The organism is Mesorhizobium sp. B2-4-6, assembly GCF_006442775.1.
GTDB lineage: Bacteria > Pseudomonadota > Alphaproteobacteria > Rhizobiales > Rhizobiaceae > Mesorhizobium.
Genome location: NZ_VFVI01000008.1, coordinates 74,884 through 95,030 on the forward strand (window position 1 = coordinate 74,884; position 20,147 = coordinate 95,030).

Consider the following 20,147-nt stretch of genomic DNA (forward strand, 5'->3'; position numbering starts at 1 on the left):
ATCTAATGCGGTATGAGCGGCGCGCGCCGCGTCCTTTCCATCCCGTCCGGAGCGCCGTTCCTGCCGACGCTGGCTGGAGCGTTGCTCGGTGGACGCCTGATCCCCGGCTTCCGCTTCGACGGCGATCCGCTGGCGCTCGCCGACGCCACCATCTATGTGCCGACGCGGCGCGCCGCGCGGGCGCTGCGCGGCGCCTTCGTCGACATGCTCGGCAGACGCTCGGCCATCCTGCCGACGGTGCGGCCGCTCGGCGAGTTCGACGAGGACGAGGCCGCCTTCGACGAAGAAGCGGCGCCGGCGATAGATCTCGCGCCGCCGATCGCCGCGCAGGAGCGGCTGTTGTTGCTGGCGCCGCTGGTGCGCGCCTGGAAGGAAAGCCTGCCGGCGCATGTCAGAGAGCGGTTCAACGAGGAATTCGTCGTGCCGGCCTCGGCCGCCGACGCCATCTGGCTGGCGCGCGACCTTGCCCGGCTGATGGACGAGATCGAGACCGAAGGCACGGACTGGGCGAAGCTCGCGACGCTGGTCACCGGCAACCTCGCCGGCTGGTGGCAGGTGACGCTCGATTTCCTCGGCATCGTCACCGACAATTGGCCGGAATTGCTCAAGGAGCGCGACCGCTCAAATCCGGCGGCGCATCGCAGCGCGCTGATCCGCCTGGAAGCGGCGCGGCTGAAGCGCAGCCCGCCGGCCGGGCCGGTGATCGCCGCCGGTTCGACCGGCTCCATCCCCGCCACCGCCGAACTGCTTGGCGTGATCGCCGGCCTGCCCAACGGCGCGGTCGTGCTGCCTGGGCTCGACCGCGAGCTGGACGACGCATCCTTCGCGGCGATCACGGCGCCGGGCGCCCGTCCGGCAACGCTCGGCCACCCGCAATACGGCCTCGCCAAGCTGATCGGAAGCATCGGCATTTCGCGCCGCGACGTCGAGGATATCGTCGCCGCGCCACCGCCGCTTGCGTTGCGCGCCGCCCTTGTCGGCGAGGCGCTGCGGCCGGCCGAAACCACCGAGTACTGGACCGAGACGCGGCCGCGCTTCACGGCGCACGATATCGAACAGGCGCTTGCCGGCGTGACGCTGGTGGAAGCGGCGAACGAACGCGACGAGGCGGCGGCAATCGCCATCGCGTTGAAGCGCGCGGTGGAGATCCCAGGCAAGCGCGCGGCGCTCGTCACCGGCGACCGGGCGCTGGCGCGGCGGGTTTCGGCCGAGCTTCTGCGCTTCGGTGTCGTCGCCGACGATTCCGGCGGTGCGCCGCTCGTCAACACGCCTGCCGCCAGCCTGCTCAGGCTCGCGCTGAGCGCCGCCTTCCGGCCCGGCGATCCGGTAAGCCTCCTGTCATTGCTCAAGCATCCGCTGCTTGGACTCGGTCTCGAACGCCGGACCGTGCACAAGGCGGCCGAGCTCGTCGAACTGGTGGCGCTGCGCGGCGGCACGGGGCGCCCCGATGTCGCCTCGCTCGGCGCGCTTTTCGAGACACGACTCGCGGAGCTAAGCGGCGACACCAGGCAGCCTTTCTGGTTTTCGCGCCTGACCGTACGCGGCATCGAGCAGGCGCAAGAAATGCTTAGCCGCCTTACCAAGGCGCTGCTGCCGCTCACCGCGATGCGCGATGAGAAGGACGCCGACATCGCGACGCTGACGCGCGCGAGCGTCGTCGCGCTGGAATATCTGGGCCGCGCGGCCGATGGCGGTCTGGCGGAACTCTATGCCGGCGACGCCGGCGAGAAACTCGCCGAGCTGTTGCGCGGACTGGTGGCGGCGTCCTCGCCTTTCACCTTCGCCGCTTCGGAATGGCCCGACGTGATGGAAGCGCTGATCGCGCCGGAGACGGTGAAGCCGGCGCAAGGCACCGACCGCAACATCGCCATCTGGGGCGCGCTGGAAGCCCGGTTGCAGAACGTCGACACGCTGGTCATCGGCGGGCTCAATGAAGGTGTCTGGCCGCGCAAACCCGAGAGCGACCGCTTCATGTCGCGGCTGATGAAGACCGGCATCGACCTCGAACCGCCGGAACGGCGCATTGGCCTCGCCGCGCATGATTTCCAGATGGCGACGGGCGCTGCTGCAATCGTGCTGACGCGGTCGGCGCGCTCCGGCGACGCGCCGGCCGTGCCGTCGCGCTGGCTGCAGCGCATCCTGACCTTCATCGGCAAGGAGCCGGCGGCACGACTTCGTGGGCGCGGCGACGCGCTGCTTGCCTGGGCGCGAGCGCTCGATGCCGGCGAGAAGAAGGATTTTGCCCCCCGCCCGCAGCCGAAGCCGCCGCTCAGCATGCGCCCGCAGCATTTCTCGGTCACCGAGATCGAGACGTTGCGCCGCGACCCCTACGCTGTCTACGCACGGCGCATCCTCGGCCTGATGCCGCTGGAGCCGCTTATCCGCGATCCGGGCGCCGCCGAACGCGGCACATTGTTCCACGAAATCCTGCATTTGTTTTCGCGCAGCGTCGAAGACCCCACGGCACCAAACGCGCTGCAAAGCCTCATCGAAGCGGGCCGTGCCTGCTTTGCCGACGCAAAGCTTCCGTCGGACATCGAGGCCATCTGGTGGCCGCGCTTCGAAAAGCTCGCCGAAAACATCATCGAATGGGAGCATGGCCGCGCCGATGCGGTGGCGAAGCGCTATGCCGAGGAGCGCGCCGACAAAACGGTTGTCGGCCGCACCGGCGTGACGCTTTCCGGCTATGCCGACCGCGTCGACCTGCTTGCCGGCGGCATGGCCGACATCCTCGACTACAAGACAGGCTCCTCACCCTCGAAAGCGCAGGCGCACACGCTGCTGTCGCCGCAGCTTGCGTTGGAGGGCGCGCTGCTGAGGCGCGGCGCTTTCAAGGAACTGGGCATCCGCGAGCCCTCGCAGCTTGCCTTCGTGCGGCTGAAGCCGAATGGCGAGGTGTTCGAGGAATCGATCCTCGAATACAACCGCAAGCCCCGCACCGCCAACGACCTCTCCGAGGAAGCCTGGGCGCGGCTGGAGCGGCTGCTTTTCCATTATGCCGACCCGTCCGCCGGCTATCTGTCGCGCGCCCTGCCCTTCCGTGAGGGCGAAGCCGACGGCGACTACGACCATCTGGCGCGCGTGCTGGAATGGTCGGCCGGCGGCGCCAGCGAAGACGAGGCGGAAGGATGAAGTATCCGATCCCCTCCGATACCGCGGCCAGCCAGGCGCGCGCCTCAGATCCCGCCTATTCCGCCTGGGTGTCGGCAAATGCCGGCTCGGGCAAGACGCATGTCTTGGCGCAGCGCGTCATCCGGCTCCTGCTCAACGGCACCGACCCATCGAAGATCCTGTGCCTCACCTATACGCGGGCCGCCGCCGCCAACATGTCGAACCGCGTGTTCTCGACCCTGTCGGAATGGACGGCGCTGCCCGATGCGGAGCTGACGGTCAGGATCGCGGCGCTAGACAGCCGCGGCGCCGACCGCGATATGATGCGGCGCGCGCGGCGATTGTTCGCCGAGGCGCTCGAGACGCCGGGCGGGCTGAAGATACAGACCATCCACGCCTTCTGCGAATCCGTGCTGCACCAGTTCCCGCTCGAAGCCAATATCCCGGCGCATTTCGAGATCCTCGATCCGCAGATGGAGGCCTCGCTGTTCGCCGATGCCCGCCGCGACATGATCTCCGGCGCAGGCGCAGGCGGCGAAGGCCTGGCGGAGGCCTTCGCCACCGTGCTGGAACGCGGCGGCGAGTTCGGGCTCGACACGCTGCTTGGCGAAATCGTCGGCAAGCGCGGCGAGCTGCGCGATTTCATCGCCAAGCTCGGCAGGGATCGGGACTTCCGGCCGCTGTTCGCCGAATTCGGCTTCAGGCCTGGACAGACGGCCGAGGATATAGCCGCTTCGCTGTGGCCGCTGCCTGGCTTTTCGACTGGCCAGTTCGCCGAATTCGCGCAGGCCGCCGAAGCCGCCGACGCCAAGCAGGTGTTGAACAATGTGCTGCCTTATGCGCAGACCGCCTTTACCGAGGCCGATCCGATCCGGCGGCTGCGCCTGCTCGCCAAAGCATTCCTGCGTGCGGACGGCGACCCTTACGATCCTCCCAAAATCTTCAGGAAGGCGCTGGTCGACCGGCTGCCGGACTTGGCCGATCGCTATCTGGCCGCGGCCAAGGCGATCCTCGAGGTAACCGACCGGCTGGCGCTGTTCCGCATGCTGGAAGGGACAGCGGCGGCGCTCACCGTCGCCGGCTGGCTGATCGCGCGCTACGAGCAGTTGAAGCGCGGGCGGGGTTTTCTCGACTTCAACGATCTGATCACCCGCACCGTGAGCCTGCTGTCGCGGCCCGATGCCGGACCGTGGGTGCAATTCAAGCTCGACCAGGGCATCGACCACATCCTGCTCGACGAGGCACAGGACACCAGTCCCGACCAGTGGGAAGTGGTGAAGAAACTGACGGAAGAGTTCTTTGCCGGGCTTGGCCAGCGCGAAGCGGTGCGCCGAACCGTCTTTGCCGTCGGCGACGAGAAGCAGTCGATCTACTCCTTCCAGGGCGCGGCGCCGGATTCCTTCGCTGAAAGCCGGCTGTTGTTCGCCGGCCGCGTGCGCGATGCGGAAGCCGCCTTCGCCAATCTCAAACTCACCTGGTCGTTCCGTTCGAGCGACGACGTGCTGGCCGCGGTCGACCGCGTCTTCGCCGAACCGGGTGTCAGGCGCGGCATCAGCCAGGATCCCGATCCGCTGAGCCACAAGGCGATCCGCAATGATGCGCCGGGCTATGTCGAGGTGTGGCCTTCGATCGGCGCCGAGATGGTCGAGGAGCCGGACGACTGGACCTTGCCGGTCAACCATGCCAGCGCGCCGGCCGTGCGCGTGGCCGAGCATGTGGCCGCGACCATCCAGACCTGGCTGCGCAGCGGCGAGGTGATCGAAGGCAAGGGTAGGAAACTGGCCGCCGGCGACATCCTCGTCCTGGTGCGCAAGCGCGACCGCTTCGTCCATGCGCTGTCGCGCAGCCTGAAGAACCGGCAAATCCCGGTCGCCGGCGCCGACAGGCTGAGCCTGCCCGGCCATATCGCCGTTCAGGACCTGATCGCGCTCGGACATTTCCTGGTCCAGCCGGAAGACGATCTTTCCTTGGCCGCGGTGCTGCGCAGTCCGATCTTCGAGGTCTCCGAGGAGACGTTGCTGGCGCTCGCTGGCTCGAGGCCGAAAGGCCAGTCGCTGATCGCTTCGCTGCGGCATCATGTGGCGGAAGATGTCGCGCTCACCGCTGTCGTTAGCCGGCTCGACGCCTGGGCGAGCGAAGTGGCGTTCAAGCCGGTGTTCGAATTCTATGCCGCGGTGCTGGCGCGTGACGGCCTGCGCCGCAAGATGACGGCGCGGCTGGGGCCCGAAGCCGGCGACATCCTGGACGAATTCTTGAGTTTCTGCCTGGCCGAGGAACGCACCGGCCTGCCGGGGTTGGAGTCCTTCCTGTCGACGCTGGAAAATGCCGGTCCCGAGATCAAGCGCGAGATGGACCAGACGCGCGACGAGGTCCGCGTCATGACCGTGCACGCCGCCAAGGGCCTGGAGGCGCCGGTGGTTTTCCTGGTCGACGGCGGCTCGGCGCCGTTCAGCGACCAGCATCTGCCGCGGCTGATGCCGTTCGAGGGCTCGGGCGCGCACTGGAAGGGCAAGGGCTATCTGTGGCGCTCGGCCAGCGATGTCGCCAATGGCGTCTCGAAGGCGGCTTCGATCCGGGCGCGCGAACTGGCGGACGACGAATACCGGCGGCTGCTCTATGTCGGCATGACGCGCGCCGAGGACCGGCTGATCGTCTGCGGCTATCACGGCAAGCGCCAGCCCAGCCCCGGCACGTGGCATTCGATTGTCAGCCGCGCGCTGCTCGGTGCGCCCGAGAGTTCCGAGCGCCGGCATCCGGCCACGGCCGATGTGGCCGTGCACCGGTTCCACATGACGAAGCTGCCGCCAGTGGCGCCGGCCAGCACGGACGAGACAAGACCGTTCGAGCATACCGCACAGCTGCCGGAAACCCTGTTCCTGCCGCTGCCGCCCTATGAGGAACTGCCGCGGCCGCTTTCGCCTTCCGGCGCCTCGACCTTGATCGACGAGGCCAAAGAAGCCGTGGCTGACACGCGCTCGCCGGTGCTCGACGCCGAGGCCGAGCCCGGCTTCGCGGTGGTGCGCGGGCTGGCGCTGCACAAATTGCTGCAGATGCTGCCCGGCATCGCAGATGTCGAGAGGCAAGGCGCGGCCGAGCGCTACCTGGCGCGCGCCGGCGCGGGTTGGCCGGATGGTGAACGCGACAGGGCGCTGGACGCCGTACTTGCGATCCTGTCCGACGGCCGCTTCGGCGCATTGTTCTCGCCGTCCTCACGTGCGGAAGTCGCGGTGATGGGCAGCCTCGAGGTGATGGGCAGGCTGCGCTCGATCTCCGGCAAGATCGACCGACTGGCCGTCACACCCGAAAAAGTGTCGATCGTCGACTACAAGACCAACCGGCCGCCGCCCGAAGACCTGACGGAAGTGCCGCCGGCCTATGTGCTGCAGCTTGCGCTCTACCGCGCGCTGCTTGAGCCGCTCTATCCGGGCCGCGAGGTGACGGCGGCGCTGCTCTTCACCGAGGCCCCGCGGCTGATCGAGCTGCCGGCCAAGGCCATGGACGATGCCCTTGCCCGACTCACGGGAGCGTGACACAAGAACTGCTTGAACATCGCCGCCACAACCACCACATTTGGTGCAACCCGCGTTTTCGAAAGGATTTCAGCATGGCCACCGTCAAGGTCGACAAGGGCAATTTCCAGGCCGATGTGCTCAATGCCAAGGAGCCGGTCGTGGTGGATTTCTGGGCGGAGTGGTGCGGCCCGTGCAAGATGATCGGCCCGTCGCTGGAAGAGATTGCCAACGAGCTCGGCTCGAAGGTGAAGGTCGCCAAGCTCAACATCGACGAGAATCCCGAGCTTGCCGCGCAGTTTGGCGTGCGCTCGATCCCGACGCTGATGATCTTCAAGGGCGGCGAAGTGGCCGACATGAAGGTGGGCGCCGCGCCGAAGACGGCGCTGTCGCACTGGATCAACGGCGCCATCGCCTGAGCCAATCTGGATATCTAGAGCAATTCCAGGAAAAGTGTGAGCGGTTTTCCGTCCGGAATTGCGTAGAAACAAAGAGATAGAGCGGTTCGTCATTTCCGTGAAACGGTGAAACGCGCTAAAGGAATGAGCCCGGCCAATCGCGCCGGGCTTTTTCTTTGGCGTCATCGCTCGACGCGCTCTGGCCCTCGCACACAGGCACGTCATACTCTCTGCTTCAGAAAAAGGAGAGCGCCATGACCGGAACAGCCAAGGCCACAGTTCACGTCGACAACGAACGCGTCATCGTGACCGAGTACCGCTTCGCGCCCGGCGCCAACACCGGCTGGCACCGCCATGGCCACGACTATGTCGTGGTGCCGCTGATGGACGGCAAGGTGAAGCTGGTGACCGAGGACGGCGAGTCCTTTGCCGAAATGAAGAAGGGAGCGCCCTATTTCCGGCGGGAAGGCGTCGAGCACGACGTCATCAACGCCAATGACGGCGAGTATGCTTTCATCGAGATCGAGCTGAAATAGCCGTTCCTACCTGCCGTCGGATCGCCTCGCGGCTGTTCCTTACAGGCCCATCACGCCGGGCAGCCAGAGCACCGTTTGCGGTACGAAGGTGATAATCAGCAGCACCGCCAGCACGATCGCGACGATCGGCAGGCTGGCCCAGATCACTTCGCGCATCGGCACCTTGGCGATCGATTGGGTGATGAGGAGATTGAGCCCCAAAGGCGGATGGATCAGACCGACCATCAGGTTCAGCACGATAACCAGCCCGAAATGCGTTGGATCGACGCCAAAGCTCTTGGCGGCGGGCAGGAAGATCGGCACCAGAATGATGGTCGCGGGCGTGGAATCGAGGAACATTCCCGCCACCAGGAAAACCACGTTGACCAGCAGCAGGAACTCCCACTGCGACAGGTCGGCATTGTGGAGCAGGCTTTGAATGTCTGCCGGAATGCCATGCACGACGACAAGGTAGGCGATGAAGGACGAGACCGCGACGACAAGCATGATGTTGGCGGTCTGCAGCCCCGCATCGGTCAGCAGTTCCGGGAACTGCCGCCAGCTGAATTCGCGATGGATGACCCAACCGATGAAGATGGCATAGAGCACCAGCACCGCGCCGAGCTCGGTGACCGTGAACAGGCCGCCCTTGGCGCCGACGACCAGCAGCAGCGGCATCGACAGCGCCCATGCGCTGCCCTTGAACTGTTTGCCGATCACGCCCCATGACGGCCGCCCGCGCGCCGGAAGCTGGTGCCTGCGGGCATAGGAGGTCACATAGGCGATCAGCGCCAGGGCGATGAGGATGCCGGGGATGTAGGCGCCGACGAAGAGCTTGGTGATGGAGACCTGGGCGATCACGCCATAGATCACCAGCGGGATGCTGGGCGGGATGATCGGGCCGATGACCGCCGCGCCCGCCGTCAACGCCGCGGCGAAGCCGCCGGAGTAGCCATCCTTGCGCATTTCCGGAATGAGCAGGGCGCCGCTTGCGGAAGCGTCCGCGACCGACGATCCGGAGATGCCGGCGAGAAAGACGTTCGTCCCCACATTGACGACGCCAGAACTGCCGCGGATGCGACCGAGCATCGATGAGAAAAGATCGACGACGCGCGTGGTGATGCCGCCGCTGTTCATCACCGAGGCCGCCAGAATGAAGAAGGGGACGGCAAGCAGCGGGAAGGAATCGATGCCGTTCACCATTTTCTGCGCGAGAATGAAGCCCGGCATGCCCCAGATGGCGATCACCAGCAGGGCCGAAAGCCCGAGTGCGATGGCAACCGGGACGGCCAGCAAGGCGAGCACCAGGAACGCGGCCGACAGCACCAGCAGCATCATCATGACTGGACACCTTCCTGTGCAACGGGCCTTTCGGCAGCCGAAGCCGTTTCCTGTCCGGCGCGGTTTGCACCGAGCAGTCGCTCCAGGATGAAGATCAGGCCGAGGACCGAAAAGGCCAGCAACGCGCCGTAGAACCAGCCGAAGCTGACGCCTGTCGCCGGCGCGATCTTCTGCCCGACCACGATCATCAGATGGCGTGCATAAACGGCAAGGAAGACAAGAAACACCGCGGTCGCGATGTCCACGAGAACCTTCAGCCGGGTAAAGATGCCTCTGCTCAACCGGTCATGCAGCAGGTCGATCACGATGAGCTGACGCTGGCTCACGAGCAGCGCGGCGCCAAGGAACGTCATCCAGATGAACAGGATGCGCGAGATTTCCGCCAGCCCCGGAGTCGGCGCGCCGATGAAATAACGGCTGAAGACCTGGATGCAGACCAGGACGACGATCGCGAGCAGCGCCGCGCCGACAAGGAAGCCGAGCACGCGGCGCAGCCCGTTACCCACGGATGCGAGCAGGTTGCCCATGGAGAATCTCCGACTGGAACTGTCCGCCCAGGGAAGGGCGGACGCCAGTTGCTACTTAACCGCCCGGATCTTGTCGATGTAGGGCTGCAAGGCGGCGTCGTATTTCGAGTCCGCTGCCGCCTTGGCGATGAATTCGTCGAGGTTAGGCTTATGGACTACGACACCTTGAGCGACCAGCTCTTCCAGCACCTTTGCCTGGGAGGAGTCGGTGTAGTCGCGGTACCAGTCAGCGCTTGCGTCCGCACTCTTGATGAAGGCGTCCTGCACCCGCTTGTCGAGGCCTCGGTACCAGGGTTCGCCGCACATGAAGCCCATCGTCTCGGCCATGTGGTTGGTGATCAAAAGGTGCTTGGCGACTTCATAGAAGCGCTGATCCTTGATTGCCACGAGAGGCTGCTCGACGCCATCGACCACCCCTTGCTGGATCGCGGTATAGACTTCCTCGAAGGGAATGGTGGCCGGGTTGGCTCCAAGCGCCTGGATCGAAGCGATGTAGGCCGGAATGCCTGGTGCACGGATCTTGCGGCCCTGGAGGTCGGCCAGGCTTTCGGCCGGCTTGGTCAGCAGGAACTGGCGGAAGCCATGGAAGGCCGGTCCAAGCACGCGGAAGCCCGCATCCTTCGCGATGGTGTCGAGAATCTCCTTGCCGACCGGGCCGCGCCAGATGCGGAAGAAGTGATCCTCGTCGCGATAGAGATAGGCAACGCCTTCGACATTGGCCGCCGGATGGAAGGAGCCGAGATCGCCGACGCTTTCATACATGCACTCGAGCACGCCGCCTTTCACCTGCTCGACCATTTCGTCGACGGTACCGAGTTGCGAGCTCGGGAAAAGCTGGATCGACACGTCGCTGCCCAGCTCCGCCTCCATCTTCTGCTTGAACACCTCCATGGCCTTGGTGTCAGGGCTGTCGGGCGAACCGGCGCCGCCGATCCTGATGGTGACGCCCGCCTGGGCGGAGACGGTGGTCAGCGCCGCAATGCAGGCGGCAGCGAGTATCGATTTGAGCATTGCAATTCCCCTTCTTCTTTGTGGTTGGTTTCGAGTTCGGCCTGCCTCCCGCGGCGCGCCGGTTGATGACCTTCAAACGAGCTCGGTGATGACCTCGTCGAGCGTGTCGATGATGATGTCGATCTCTTCCTCCGTGACGATATATGGCGGCGTGATCTGGATATGATCGCCGCCCTGACCGAAATTGGCGCCCGGCACGCCGCCGCCAACGATCACGCCGCGCTCGCGCATGCCGGCTACCAGTCGCGACGTGAACGCCTTTTCCACCGGGAAAGGCTGGCGCGTGGCGCGGTCGGCGACGAATTCCACCCCGGCATAGAGCCCCCTGCCGCGCACGTCGCCGATACAGGCATGGCGCTGCTGAAGCTGCCTCAGGCGGCTTGCAAGATATTGTCCGATCCGGCCAGGCCGCTCGAACAGGCCTTCCCTCGACATGATGTCGAAGACCTGCTGGCCGATGAAGCAGGACGCCGGATGACCGCTATAGGTGAAGCCGTGGACGAAACGCTTGCGATTGTCGCGGAAGAAGTCGGTGATGCGGTCGTTGACCAGCACCGCGCCCAGCGGCGCGTAGCCGCTGCCGATCGCCTTGCCGCAGGTGATCATGTCGGGGGCGACATCCCAGTCGGCTATCGCGAAAGGAACACCCGTGCGGCCGTAGCCGGCCAGCACCTCGTCGGCAACGAAGAGGACGCCGTAGCGGTCGCAGACCTCGCGCACCCGCTTGTAGTAATCCTTGTGCGGCACAAGCCCCGAGGCCGTGGTGCCGACGATGGTTTCGGCGAAGAAGGCGGAGACCGTCTCAGGGCCTTCGAGGTTGATGGCCCGTTCCAGCTCGTCGGCGCAGTCCAGCGTGCAGCCGCCATTGTCGCGGCAATAGGCGCAGCGATATTCGTAAGGCGGCGAAATATGCACCACCGGCAGCAGATAGGGCGAGTATGGGGTGCGCCAGCTCGTGCGTCCGGACAGCGACAGGGTCGCGATGGTGACGCCGTGGTAGCTCTGCCAGCGCGAAATGATCTTGTGGCGCTGCGTGTCGCCGCGCTCCAGATGGTATTGCCGCGCCAGCTTCAACGCGGTCTCGTTGGCTTCCGAGCCGCCGGACACGAAATAGACCGACTCCATGCCCTTCGGCGCCACTGACAGGATCGAACTTGCGAGCTGTTCCTGCCACGGGTGGGTGAAGGTGGCCGTGTAGGCGAATGTCACCTTGTTGCCGGCGTCGGCCAGAGCGCGATAGATCTCGGTGCGGCCATGGCCGATGCCGACGACGCCGGCGCTGCCCATGCCGTCGAGATAGGCCTTTCCGTCGGTGTCGTAGACATAGACGCCGCTGCCGTGAGCCACCTTCGGTAGCTCCGCCGCATAGTCTCTCGAAAAGATTGGTGACATTACCCCCGCCCGTCTGACGTCGGCGACAATCGCGAAAGTCGGCAAAGCTGTCAATATCGATTATCGATAAATGATAAGAGTCATGACCTCCGCCATTCGATCTGCTAGAGAACTCGCCGTGGGGTTGCCCGGGAGGAAGCCGCCCGCCCTGGAAGCGCGCAGCGGCGGCCGGTGACCATCGCCGTAGCAGGCGGGTGGCCATCGCCGGTCCGTACTGGACAAAAGGAACGACTTGAAGCGGCTCGGAAGCACAGGACAGGGAACCTCCAGACCCATGAGAATCTCGGGCGACAACCACCCGTCCTTGGAAAGCGAGATCGGCAAGGCGCTGAGGGCAGCGATCGTCGATGGCGAGATCGAGCCCGGCACTCGGCTCATCGAGCTCGACCTTGCGGCGCGCTTCAACGTCAGCCAGGGCACGATCCGTGGCGCCCTCAAATATCTGCAGGCGCAAGGACTGATCGTCTATCGGCCGCGACGAGGCAATTTCGTCATCACCGTGGAAAAGCCCGACGTTTACGAAATCTCGATGCTGCGAGACTCGCTGGAGGCGCTCGGCGCGCGGTTGGCGGCGAAACGCATAGACGAGGCCGGCCGCAAGCAGCTGACCGACATCGTTGCGGCCATGAAGACGGCGGCCTCGAACGGCAATCGCAAGAAGCTGATGGAGCTGGACTTCGAATTCCACCGGACGGTCATCGGCATCTCCGGGCACCGTCGGCTGATGGATATCTACGAAAGGCTCGAGGGCCAGACGCGGATGTTCCTGCGGCTGACGGACCGGTTCTACAACAATCTGCACGACATACCGACCCTGCACGAACCGCTGGTCGCCGCGATCGTCGGCGGCGATGCCGACACGGCATTCCAGCTGGCCATCCGCCATGCCGATGCCGACGCCGAAGAGCTTGTATCGAGCATGGCCTCAGCGAGCCGCTGAGATTGCGCCTTATATGGCGACGACGGAGCGCCGTCAGGTCGGCGGCGTTGCCGCTGTCGGTCCGTGACAAGCCATCACCTGCCATCTTGATGGCAGAGTTCAATCTACATATATTCTCCTTCAACGGAGCTTCAGATGGCCGAACCACAACTCTCAGTACGCAGCGCCAAGGCACGGGACCTTGCTCATCGACTTGCGCGGCGCGAAAACCGTTCGATAGCCGACATCGTCGAGCGTGCGCTTGAGTCCTACGAGATCCGTGAAGCAGGACGCGAACCCGCGACCGCTTTCTATACCCGCCTGGTGTCCGGCTGTGGTGCCGATGTCGATCTGGAGGACGTCATCCGCAAAGGCCGGCAGGTCCATAAGGGACCTGACCTTTGATTTTCGTCGACACCAACGTGATTTCGGAAACCCTTAAGAAGGCACCAGATCCAGCCGTTCTGGCCTGGCTTGTCCGGAACGACGCCGAGTTGGCTCTTTCCACCGTGGCGATTGCTGAAATCGCATTCGGCATCCAGAAGATCCGACCCGATGAACGAGCCGACCGCCTGGAGCAAGGGCTTTCTCGATGGCGCCACCGTTTTGCCGATCGAATTTTCGGGCTGACGGAGGAGGCCGCGCTGGCTTATGGCGAGATTATGGGGGCGGCCTGGCGCCAAGGCCGTGGCATGTCGGCTCCCGACGGCATGATTGCAGCGATCGCACGCGTCAACGGCGGTCGGCTGGCGACACGCAATCTAACCGACTTTGGCTCCGTCAACCTTGACCTTATCTCACCGTGGGATTTCTGAAGCGACTCTCGGACCGATCGCTTCAGGTCGGCGGCGTGCCGTTCTCGGCCAGCACGGCGCCGGCAAAATAGAGCGAACCGCCGATCAGGATGCGCGGCGCCGGGCCGTCCCAACTGTCGCGCAACAGCATCAGCGCGCTGGCGACGGAGCTGACCGGCTCGGCCGACAGCCCGGCCTCTTCGGCACGCAAGGCCAGCTCGTCATTCGGCACGCCGGCATCGCTGTTGTTCACCGGCACGGTATAGACATGGCGGGCCAGCCCCTTGAAGGCGCTGAAATAGCCGGCCTGGTCCTTGGTGTTGATCATGCCGGAGATCAGGACCAGCGGCTTCGGGTTCTTTTCCTCCTGCTCGGCCAAAGCCTCGGCGACGACGATGCCGGCGCCTGGATTGTGGCCGCCGTCCAGCCAGATCTCCGCGCCCTTCGGCGCCAGGTCGACGAGCTTGCCCTGGGTCAGCTTCTGCATGCGTGCCGGCCAGGCGACTTGGGTCATCGCCCGCTCGGCGGCGCGGTGGCCGATCTCGAAGCCGGCCGCCTTGACGGCGGCGATCGCCGCCGCGGCGTTGGCGTATTGATGGCGCCCCGGCAGGCGCGGCGAGGGCAGGTCCATCAACCCGTCTCCGTCCTGATAGACCATGCGGCCGTTTTCCTCGAAGGCGAGAAAATCCTGGCCATAGACCACGGTCGGGCAATCCAGCCGCTCGGCCGTCTCGATCAGCACCTGAAGCGCGGTGTCGCTTTCCTGGGCGCCGATCACCACGGGGCAGCCGCGCTTCATGATGCCGGCCTTTTCGGCGGCGATCAGCTCGACGCGGTCGCCGAGATAGGCTTCGTGGTCCATCGAGATCGGCATGACCACCGAAACCGCCGGCCGCTCGATGACATTGGTGGCGTCGAAGCGGCCGCCGAGGCCGACCTCGATGATCGCCGCCTCCGCCGGATGCTCCGAAAACAGGATGAAGGTGACGGCGGTGAGGATCTCGAAGACGGTGATCTTCTGGCCGCCATTGGCCTTGGCGACACGCGCGATGGCCTCGGCGAAGATATTGTCATCGACGAGCTTGCCGCCTCCTTCATCCGCCAGCCGGTAACGCTCATGCCAGTTCACCAGATGCGGCGAGGTGTGGACGTGAACGAGGTGGCCGGCCGCCTCCAGCAGCGCGCGCGAGAAGGCAGCGCAGGAACCCTTGCCGTTGGTGCCGGCGATGTGGATGACCGGCGGCAGCCGGTCCTGCGGATTGCCGAGGCGCTCGAGAAGCCGCGTGACACGGTCCAGCGAAAGGTCGAAGCCTTTCGGATGCAGCGTCATCAGATGTTCGATTTCGCGTTCGGCGGAAAGCGTTGTCATGATGGAATCCTAGCGCACGGTCCCGAAACCGGGAATCGGTTCTAACGAGCCGTGCACAAATCAGAGGCTACAGCACGCAACGGGCGGCGCAAATCGCGGTTCGCGGCGAGCGATGTCGCGCCAGGCCGATATCGCGTCAGGCTTGCGGCCGCGCCTCGGCATTGACCACTGCCGGCGGCAGGATCTCCGGTTCCAGCGGCTTCTCGGTCTCCGGCATCTTGAGCAGCATCTTCAAGAGCCGGGAAATGGTCTGGCGCATCTCAAGGCGCGAGACGACCATATCGACCATGCCGTGCTCCATCAGATACTCGGCGCGCTGAAAACCGTCGGGCAGCTTTTCGCGGATGGTCTGCTCGATGACGCGCGGGCCGGCAAAGCCGATCAGGGCGCCGGGCTCGGCGATCTGGACGTCGCCCAGCATGGCGTAGGAGGCGGTGACGCCGCCGGTGGTCGGGTTGGTCAGCACGACGACATAGGGCAGGCCGGCTTCCTTCAGCCGGTCAACGCCGACCGTGGTGCGCGGCAATTGCATCAGCGACAGGATGCCTTCCTGCATGCGGGCGCCGCCGGAGGCGGCGAACAGGATCAGCGGCCGCTTGCGCTGCAGCGCGACCTCGAAGGCATGCACGATGGCTTCGCCGGCGGCCATGCCCAGCGAGCCGCCCATGAAGGCGAAATCCTGCACAGTGACGATGACCGGCAGGCCGTCGATGGTGCCGGCGCCGTTGAGGATCGCGTCCTCGAGGCTGGTCTTGGCCTTCGCCTCCTTCAGGCGATCGGTGTAGCGCTTCTCGTCGCGGAACTTCAGCGGATCGACGACGACCTTGGGGTTTTCCAGCACCTCATATTTGCCGTCGTCGAAGAAGTATTTCAGCCGCTCCTTGGCCGAGATCTTCATGTGGTGGCCGGAAGCCGGGATGACGAACTGGTTGGATTCGAGATCCTTGTGGAAGACCATCTCGCCGGTCTCGGGATCCTTGATCCAGAGATTTTCCGGCATGTCGGTGCGCCGGCCGAGCATCGAATTGATCTTCGGGCGGACGTAATTGGTGATCCAGTTCATGCTTCGGCTCCTGTCCTGGAAAGGACTTCAAGCAATTCCAGGAAAAGTCTGTGGCGGTTTTCCGGCCGGAATTGCTCGGCAACAAATAGTCAGGCTATTCGGCGGCGGCAAGGCGGGCCGAGCGGACGCCCTGGGCAAGACCGCTGACCAAGGTGGCGACGGCCTCGGCCGGATCGGCGGTCTTCTCGCCCTTCGGTCCAAGCACATTGGCTATCGCGTTGACGATCGCCGTACCGACGACGACGCCATCGGCCGAGGCGCCTATGACACGCGCCTGCTCGGCGGTCTTGACGCCGAAGCCGACGCAGACCGGCAGCGCCGTGTGGCCCTTGATGCGGGTGACAGCGGCCGAGACCTTGGCGGTGTCGGCGAGCGCGGAGCCGGTGATGCCGGTCATCGAGACATAATAGACGAAGCCGGAGGTGTTTTCCAAAACCTTGGGCAGGCGCTTGTCGTCGGTGGTCGGCGTCGCCAGGCGGATGAAGTTGACGCCGGCTTTCAGCGCCGGAATGCAAAGCTCCTCATCCATCTCCGGCGGCAGGTCGACGACGATCAGGCCGTCGATGCCGCTCGCCTTGGCATCCGTGAGGAACCGGTCGACGCCATAGATGTAGATCGGATTGTAGTAGCCCATCAGCACGATCGGCGTCTCGTCGTCGCCGGCGCGGAATTCGGACGCCAGCTTCAGCGTCTTGGCCAGCGTCTGCCCGCCCTTTAGCGCTCGAAGACCCGCCGCCTGGATCGCCGGGCCATCGGCCATCGGATCGGAGAAGGGCATGCCGAGTTCGATGACGTCGCTGCCGGCGCCCGGCAGCGCCTTCATGATGGCCAAGGCGGTATCGTAGTCCGGGTCGCCGCCCATGAAATAGGTGACCAAAGCCGGGCGGCCTTCGGCTTTGAGCTTGGCCATGCGGCGGTCGATGCGGGTGGTCATTGTCAGATCTCCATGCCCAGCATGTTCGCCACCGTGTGCACGTCCTTGTCGCCGCGGCCGGACAAATTGACGATGACGATCTGGTCCTTGTCCATCTTGGGCACGATCTTCATCGCGTGGGCGATGGCATGCGCCGATTCCAGCGCCGGGATGATGCCTTCGACGCGGGTGGTGAGCTGGAAGGCTTCCAGCGCCTCGTCGTCGAGGATCGGCTCATACTGGACGCGGCCGGAATCGCGCAGCCAGGAATGCTCGGGGCCGACGCCCGGATAGTCGAGGCCGGCCGAGATCGAGTGGCCGTCGAGGATCTGGCCGTCCGAGTTCTGCAACAGATAGGTGCGGTTGCCGTGCAGCACGCCTGGCTTGCCGGCATTCATCGAGGCGCAGTGCTCGATGCCGTCGAGGCCGCGCCCACCGGCCTCGATGCCGATGATGCGGACGTCCTTGTCGTCGAGGAAGGGATGGAACAGGCCGATGGCGTTGGAGCCGCCGCCGACGGCGGCGATGATGACATCAGGCAGCCGGCCTTCCTGCTCCAGCATCTGGGCGCGGGCTTCCGTGCCGATCACCGACTGGAAGTCGCGCACCAGCTCCGGATAGGGATGCGGGCCGGCGGCGGTGCCGATCAGGTAATAGGTGTCCTCGACATTGGTGACCCAGTCGCGCAGGGCCTCATTCATGGCGTCCTTCAGCGTGCCGTGGCCGGCGGTGACCGGCCGCACCTCGGCGCCAAGCAGCTTCATGCGGAACACATTCGGGCTCTGGCGGGCTACGTCGGTGGCGCCCATGTAGACGACGCACGGATAGCCGAAGCGCGCGGCGACGGTTGCCGAAGCCACGCCGTGCTGGCCCGCACCCGTCTCGGCGATGATGCGTTTCTTACCCATGCGCTTGGCGAGCAGTATCTGGCCGAGGCAGTTGTTGATCTTGTGCGAGCCGGTGTGATTCAAATCCTCGCGTTTGAAATAGACCTTGGCGCCGCCGAGATGCTTCGTCAGCCCTTCGGCGAAATAGAGCTTTGATGGCCGCCCGGCATAATGGGTCGACAGGTTCTGCAATTCGGCCTTGAACTCTGGATCGTTCTTGACCTCGTTCCAGTTCCTTTCCAGATCGAGGATCAGCGGCATCAGCGTTTCGGCGACGAAACGACCGCCGAAAATGCCGAACATGCCCTGCTCATCGGGCCCGGTGCGGAAGGAATTGGGCATTGCCGGCTTGTTCATCGCCGATCTCCTAGTGTGAATTGTGCTTCAGGCGGCGCGGTCGTCGCGCTCGGCCCTGACGGCCCGGAAAAACTGCTCGATCAGCGCCGGATCCTTGACGCCCGGAGCACTTTCCACACCGGACGAAACGTCTATTCCGGGCGGATTGGCCTGTCTCAGGGCATCGCCGATATTGGCGGCGTTGAGCCCACCGGAAAGCATGTAATCGAGCCCGGCGTCAAGGCCGGCAAGGACGCGCCAGTCGAAGGCGACGCCGTTGCCGCCCGGAAGCTGCGATCCCTTCGGCGGCTTGGCGTCGAACATGAGACGATCGGCAATCCCGACGAACGGCTTTATCCGCTCGAGGTCGGCTGCCTCGCTGACGGAAAACACCTTCATGACCGGCAGGCCATAGCGGGCCTTGAGCTCCGCTACGCGCCCGGGCGTTTCCGACCCGTGCAGTTGCAGCATGTCCGGCTGCATCTTGGCGACGATCTCGTCGAGGAAGGCATCGTCGGCATCGACGGTGACGGCGACCGCCTTGGCCTTGCCGCGCACCGCTTCGCGCAGGCGTCCGGCCTCGGCGGGCTCGACATAGCGCGGACTCTTGGCGAAGAAAATAAAGCCGACATGGCTGGCGCCGCCGGCAAGCGCGGCGGTCATCGCGGCGTCGGTCTTCAATCCGCAGATCTTGATGTCGAGCGTCATGGCGCGGGATTGGCACGAAACGGCCAAAGAGTCGAGAAAAAGCATGCTGTTGCCGGCTCTGCAGAAAACACTACGTTGATATAGGAACCACAGGCGGGAGAACGATACGCATGGCCGACCGGACCGTCGCCGAACTGAAGCAGAAGATCGCGCAGGCGCGCGAGGTGATCGCGCATCTGATGGACAAGGCCGCCTATAACGGCGCCGAGGCGCACCGGGCGCTGGAGTATTTCAGCGGCGACGCGTTCGATCGGAATTTCCTGCCCTGGCCGCATTCCGAGGAAGGACTGCGGCCGGAGGAACTGAATGCGGCGAATGACGATTGAGGGATCAACGCCGGCGTGGGTATAAGCGCAAAATAGCAGGAGGTCGGCGGGACAGCGCCCCCTCTGTCCTGCCGGACATCTCCCCCACAAGTGGGGAGATCAGACGTCACGCCGGCTTTCGCCAATCACCAGCGCGGCAGGAAGAGCGGGGCGCCGAAGCTGCCAATCTCCCCGCTTGTGGGGAGATGCCCGGCAGGGCAGAGGGGGGCGCGAAGGAACTCGGCGTCTCCATCCCACACGCCTCGCAACAGCGGCCACCCTACTCAAAAACAATCGCCTGCAACGCCCCACCATTCCGCTTCAGCCAGTCCTTGCAGCGGTCGGTGTCCGGGCAGAGTTTTTCGCACAGTTTCCAGAATTTCGGGCCGTGGTTCATCTCTTTCAGATGCGCCACCTCATGCGCCACGAGGTAGTTTATCACCGCCGGCGGCGCCATCATGATGCGCCACGAGAAGGAAAGATTGCCCTCCGAGGTGCATGACCCCCAGCGGCTGGAGGTATCCTTATACCTTATCGCCTTGGCGCGCTTGCCGATCGCCTCGGTGTGCTTCACCACCAGCTTCTCGATCTCCTTCTTGGCCTCGCGCTTGAGGTAATCGGCGATGCGGCGCGGCAGGTGGATGCGCTCGCCATGGACGATCAGGAGCGGGCCGCGCTCGTCGCGCCCGACGGTGACGGTGCCGCGCCTCGAAGACTCATGCACGATACGGTGCGGCACGCCGCGGATCGGGATCCTGATGCCCGGGCGCACCTGCGGCCTCGTCGGCACCTTGGCCAGCCGCTGTTCCAGCCAGTCCTGGTGACGATCGAGGAATTTCTCCACCTCGCCGCGGCGCAGGCCGGGCGGCACGGTGACGCGCAGGCCCTGGCCGCCGGAATCGATGCGCAGCGTGAGCCGCCGGGCTCGGGCGCTCTCGACGATCTTGAGCGGCAGCGTGCGGCCGGCGACGCAATGTTCGCGCTCCACGACAGGCGTGGGCTTTGGCTTGGTCAGATTGCGAAAGAAGCCGAGGGTCATGGCTGGACGA

18 protein-coding genes are annotated in these 20,147 nt (G+C 65.0%); 8 read left to right on the plus strand and 10 right to left on the minus strand.

Annotated features, from left to right (window positions below; genetic code table 11):
• Positions 1 to 12: 12 nt before the first annotated feature.
• From addB to FJ957_RS20070, 4 genes are all read left to right on the plus strand, one after another.
• Positions 13 to 3,132: a double-strand break repair protein AddB gene (gene addB / locus FJ957_RS20055; protein ID WP_140834381.1), complete on the plus strand. Its 3,120-nt coding sequence runs from the start codon at positions 13 to 15 to the stop codon at positions 3,130 to 3,132.
• The gene (gene addA, locus FJ957_RS20060) at positions 3,129 to 6,641 is read left to right on the plus strand and encodes a double-strand break repair helicase AddA (RefSeq protein WP_140834383.1); all 3,513 of its coding nucleotides are present in this window, start codon (positions 3,129 to 3,131) and stop codon (positions 6,639 to 6,641) included. The genes addB and addA overlap by 4 nt, the downstream gene beginning before the upstream one ends.
• Positions 6,642 to 6,715: 74 nt before the next feature.
• The gene (gene trxA, locus FJ957_RS20065) at positions 6,716 to 7,039 is read left to right on the plus strand and encodes a thioredoxin (protein ID WP_140834397.1); all 324 of its coding nucleotides are present in this window, start codon (positions 6,716 to 6,718) and stop codon (positions 7,037 to 7,039) included.
• A 233-nt stretch (positions 7,040 to 7,272) separates the two neighbouring features.
• The gene (locus FJ957_RS20070) at positions 7,273 to 7,554 is read left to right on the plus strand and encodes a cupin domain-containing protein (RefSeq protein WP_140834399.1); all 282 of its coding nucleotides are present in this window, start codon (positions 7,273 to 7,275) and stop codon (positions 7,552 to 7,554) included.
• Positions 7,555 to 7,593: 39 nt separating this feature from the next.
• Here the strand turns inward: FJ957_RS20070 and FJ957_RS20075 are convergent, their stop codons facing one another.
• From FJ957_RS20075 to FJ957_RS20090, 4 genes are all read right to left on the minus strand, one after another.
• Entirely contained in the window at positions 7,594 to 8,874 is a 1,281-nt protein-coding gene (locus FJ957_RS20075; RefSeq protein WP_140834401.1) for a TRAP transporter large permease, read from the minus strand.
• A complete protein-coding gene (locus FJ957_RS20080) occupies positions 8,871 to 9,401 on the minus strand; it encodes a TRAP transporter small permease (RefSeq protein WP_140834403.1) in 531 nt (176 codons plus the stop codon). The genes FJ957_RS20075 and FJ957_RS20080 overlap by 4 nt, the downstream gene beginning before the upstream one ends.
• Positions 9,402 to 9,452: 51 nt before the next feature.
• Positions 9,453 to 10,412, minus strand: a complete 960-nt coding sequence (locus FJ957_RS20085; RefSeq protein WP_140834405.1) for a TRAP transporter substrate-binding protein — start codon at positions 10,410 to 10,412, stop codon at positions 9,453 to 9,455.
• Positions 10,413 to 10,484: 72 nt separating this feature from the next.
• Complete coding sequence (locus FJ957_RS20090; protein ID WP_181180638.1) at positions 10,485 to 11,759, minus strand: aspartate aminotransferase family protein; 1,275 nt, start codon at positions 11,757 to 11,759, stop codon at positions 10,485 to 10,487.
• Between the two features lie 319 nt (positions 11,760 to 12,078).
• Here FJ957_RS20090 and FJ957_RS20095 point away from each other — a divergent pair, with 319 nt between their 5' ends.
• The 3 genes from FJ957_RS20095 to FJ957_RS20105 all read left to right on the plus strand — a co-directional run bounded on the left by FJ957_RS20095 (position 12,079) and on the right by FJ957_RS20105 (position 13,538).
• Positions 12,079 to 12,744, plus strand: coding sequence for a GntR family transcriptional regulator (locus FJ957_RS20095; RefSeq protein WP_140834409.1), 666 nt, complete (start codon positions 12,079 to 12,081; stop codon positions 12,742 to 12,744).
• 135 nt (positions 12,745 to 12,879) lie between these two features.
• A complete protein-coding gene (locus FJ957_RS20100; protein ID WP_140834411.1) occupies positions 12,880 to 13,128 on the plus strand; it encodes a type II toxin-antitoxin system VapB family antitoxin in 249 nt (82 codons plus the stop codon).
• A complete protein-coding gene (locus FJ957_RS20105; RefSeq protein WP_140834413.1) occupies positions 13,125 to 13,538 on the plus strand; it encodes a type II toxin-antitoxin system VapC family toxin in 414 nt (137 codons plus the stop codon). Before FJ957_RS20100 ends, FJ957_RS20105 begins: the two co-directional genes overlap by 4 nt.
• A gap of 22 nt (positions 13,539 to 13,560) precedes the next feature.
• On the opposite strand, the gene FJ957_RS20110 is transcribed toward FJ957_RS20105, so the two are convergent.
• The 5 genes from FJ957_RS20110 to FJ957_RS20130 all read right to left on the minus strand — a co-directional run bounded on the left by FJ957_RS20110 (position 13,561) and on the right by FJ957_RS20130 (position 18,793).
• The gene (locus FJ957_RS20110) at positions 13,561 to 14,886 is read right to left on the minus strand and encodes a folylpolyglutamate synthase/dihydrofolate synthase family protein (protein ID WP_140834416.1); all 1,326 of its coding nucleotides are present in this window, start codon (positions 14,884 to 14,886) and stop codon (positions 13,561 to 13,563) included.
• A gap of 136 nt (positions 14,887 to 15,022) precedes the next feature.
• Entirely contained in the window at positions 15,023 to 15,949 is a 927-nt protein-coding gene (gene accD, locus FJ957_RS20115; protein WP_140834418.1) for an acetyl-CoA carboxylase, carboxyltransferase subunit beta, read from the minus strand.
• Positions 15,950 to 16,043: 94 nt separating this feature from the next.
• A complete protein-coding gene (gene trpA, locus FJ957_RS20120) occupies positions 16,044 to 16,883 on the minus strand; it encodes a tryptophan synthase subunit alpha (protein ID WP_140834420.1) in 840 nt (279 codons plus the stop codon).
• Between the two features lie 2 nt (positions 16,884 to 16,885).
• Positions 16,886 to 18,106, minus strand: a complete 1,221-nt coding sequence (gene trpB, locus FJ957_RS20125) for a tryptophan synthase subunit beta (protein ID WP_140641786.1) — start codon at positions 18,104 to 18,106, stop codon at positions 16,886 to 16,888.
• 27 nt (positions 18,107 to 18,133) lie between these two features.
• A complete protein-coding gene (locus FJ957_RS20130; protein WP_140834812.1) occupies positions 18,134 to 18,793 on the minus strand; it encodes a phosphoribosylanthranilate isomerase in 660 nt (219 codons plus the stop codon).
• 110 nt (positions 18,794 to 18,903) lie between these two features.
• Here FJ957_RS20130 and FJ957_RS20135 point away from each other — a divergent pair, with 110 nt between their 5' ends.
• Positions 18,904 to 19,119, plus strand: a complete 216-nt coding sequence (locus tag FJ957_RS20135) for a hypothetical protein (protein WP_140641788.1) — start codon at positions 18,904 to 18,906, stop codon at positions 19,117 to 19,119.
• Between the two features lie 259 nt (positions 19,120 to 19,378).
• Here the strand turns inward: FJ957_RS20135 and FJ957_RS20140 are convergent, their stop codons facing one another.
• Positions 19,379 to 20,137: a M48 family metallopeptidase gene (locus FJ957_RS20140; protein ID WP_140834422.1), complete on the minus strand. Its 759-nt coding sequence runs from the start codon at positions 20,135 to 20,137 to the stop codon at positions 19,379 to 19,381.
• Positions 20,138 to 20,147: the final 10 nt, after the last annotated feature.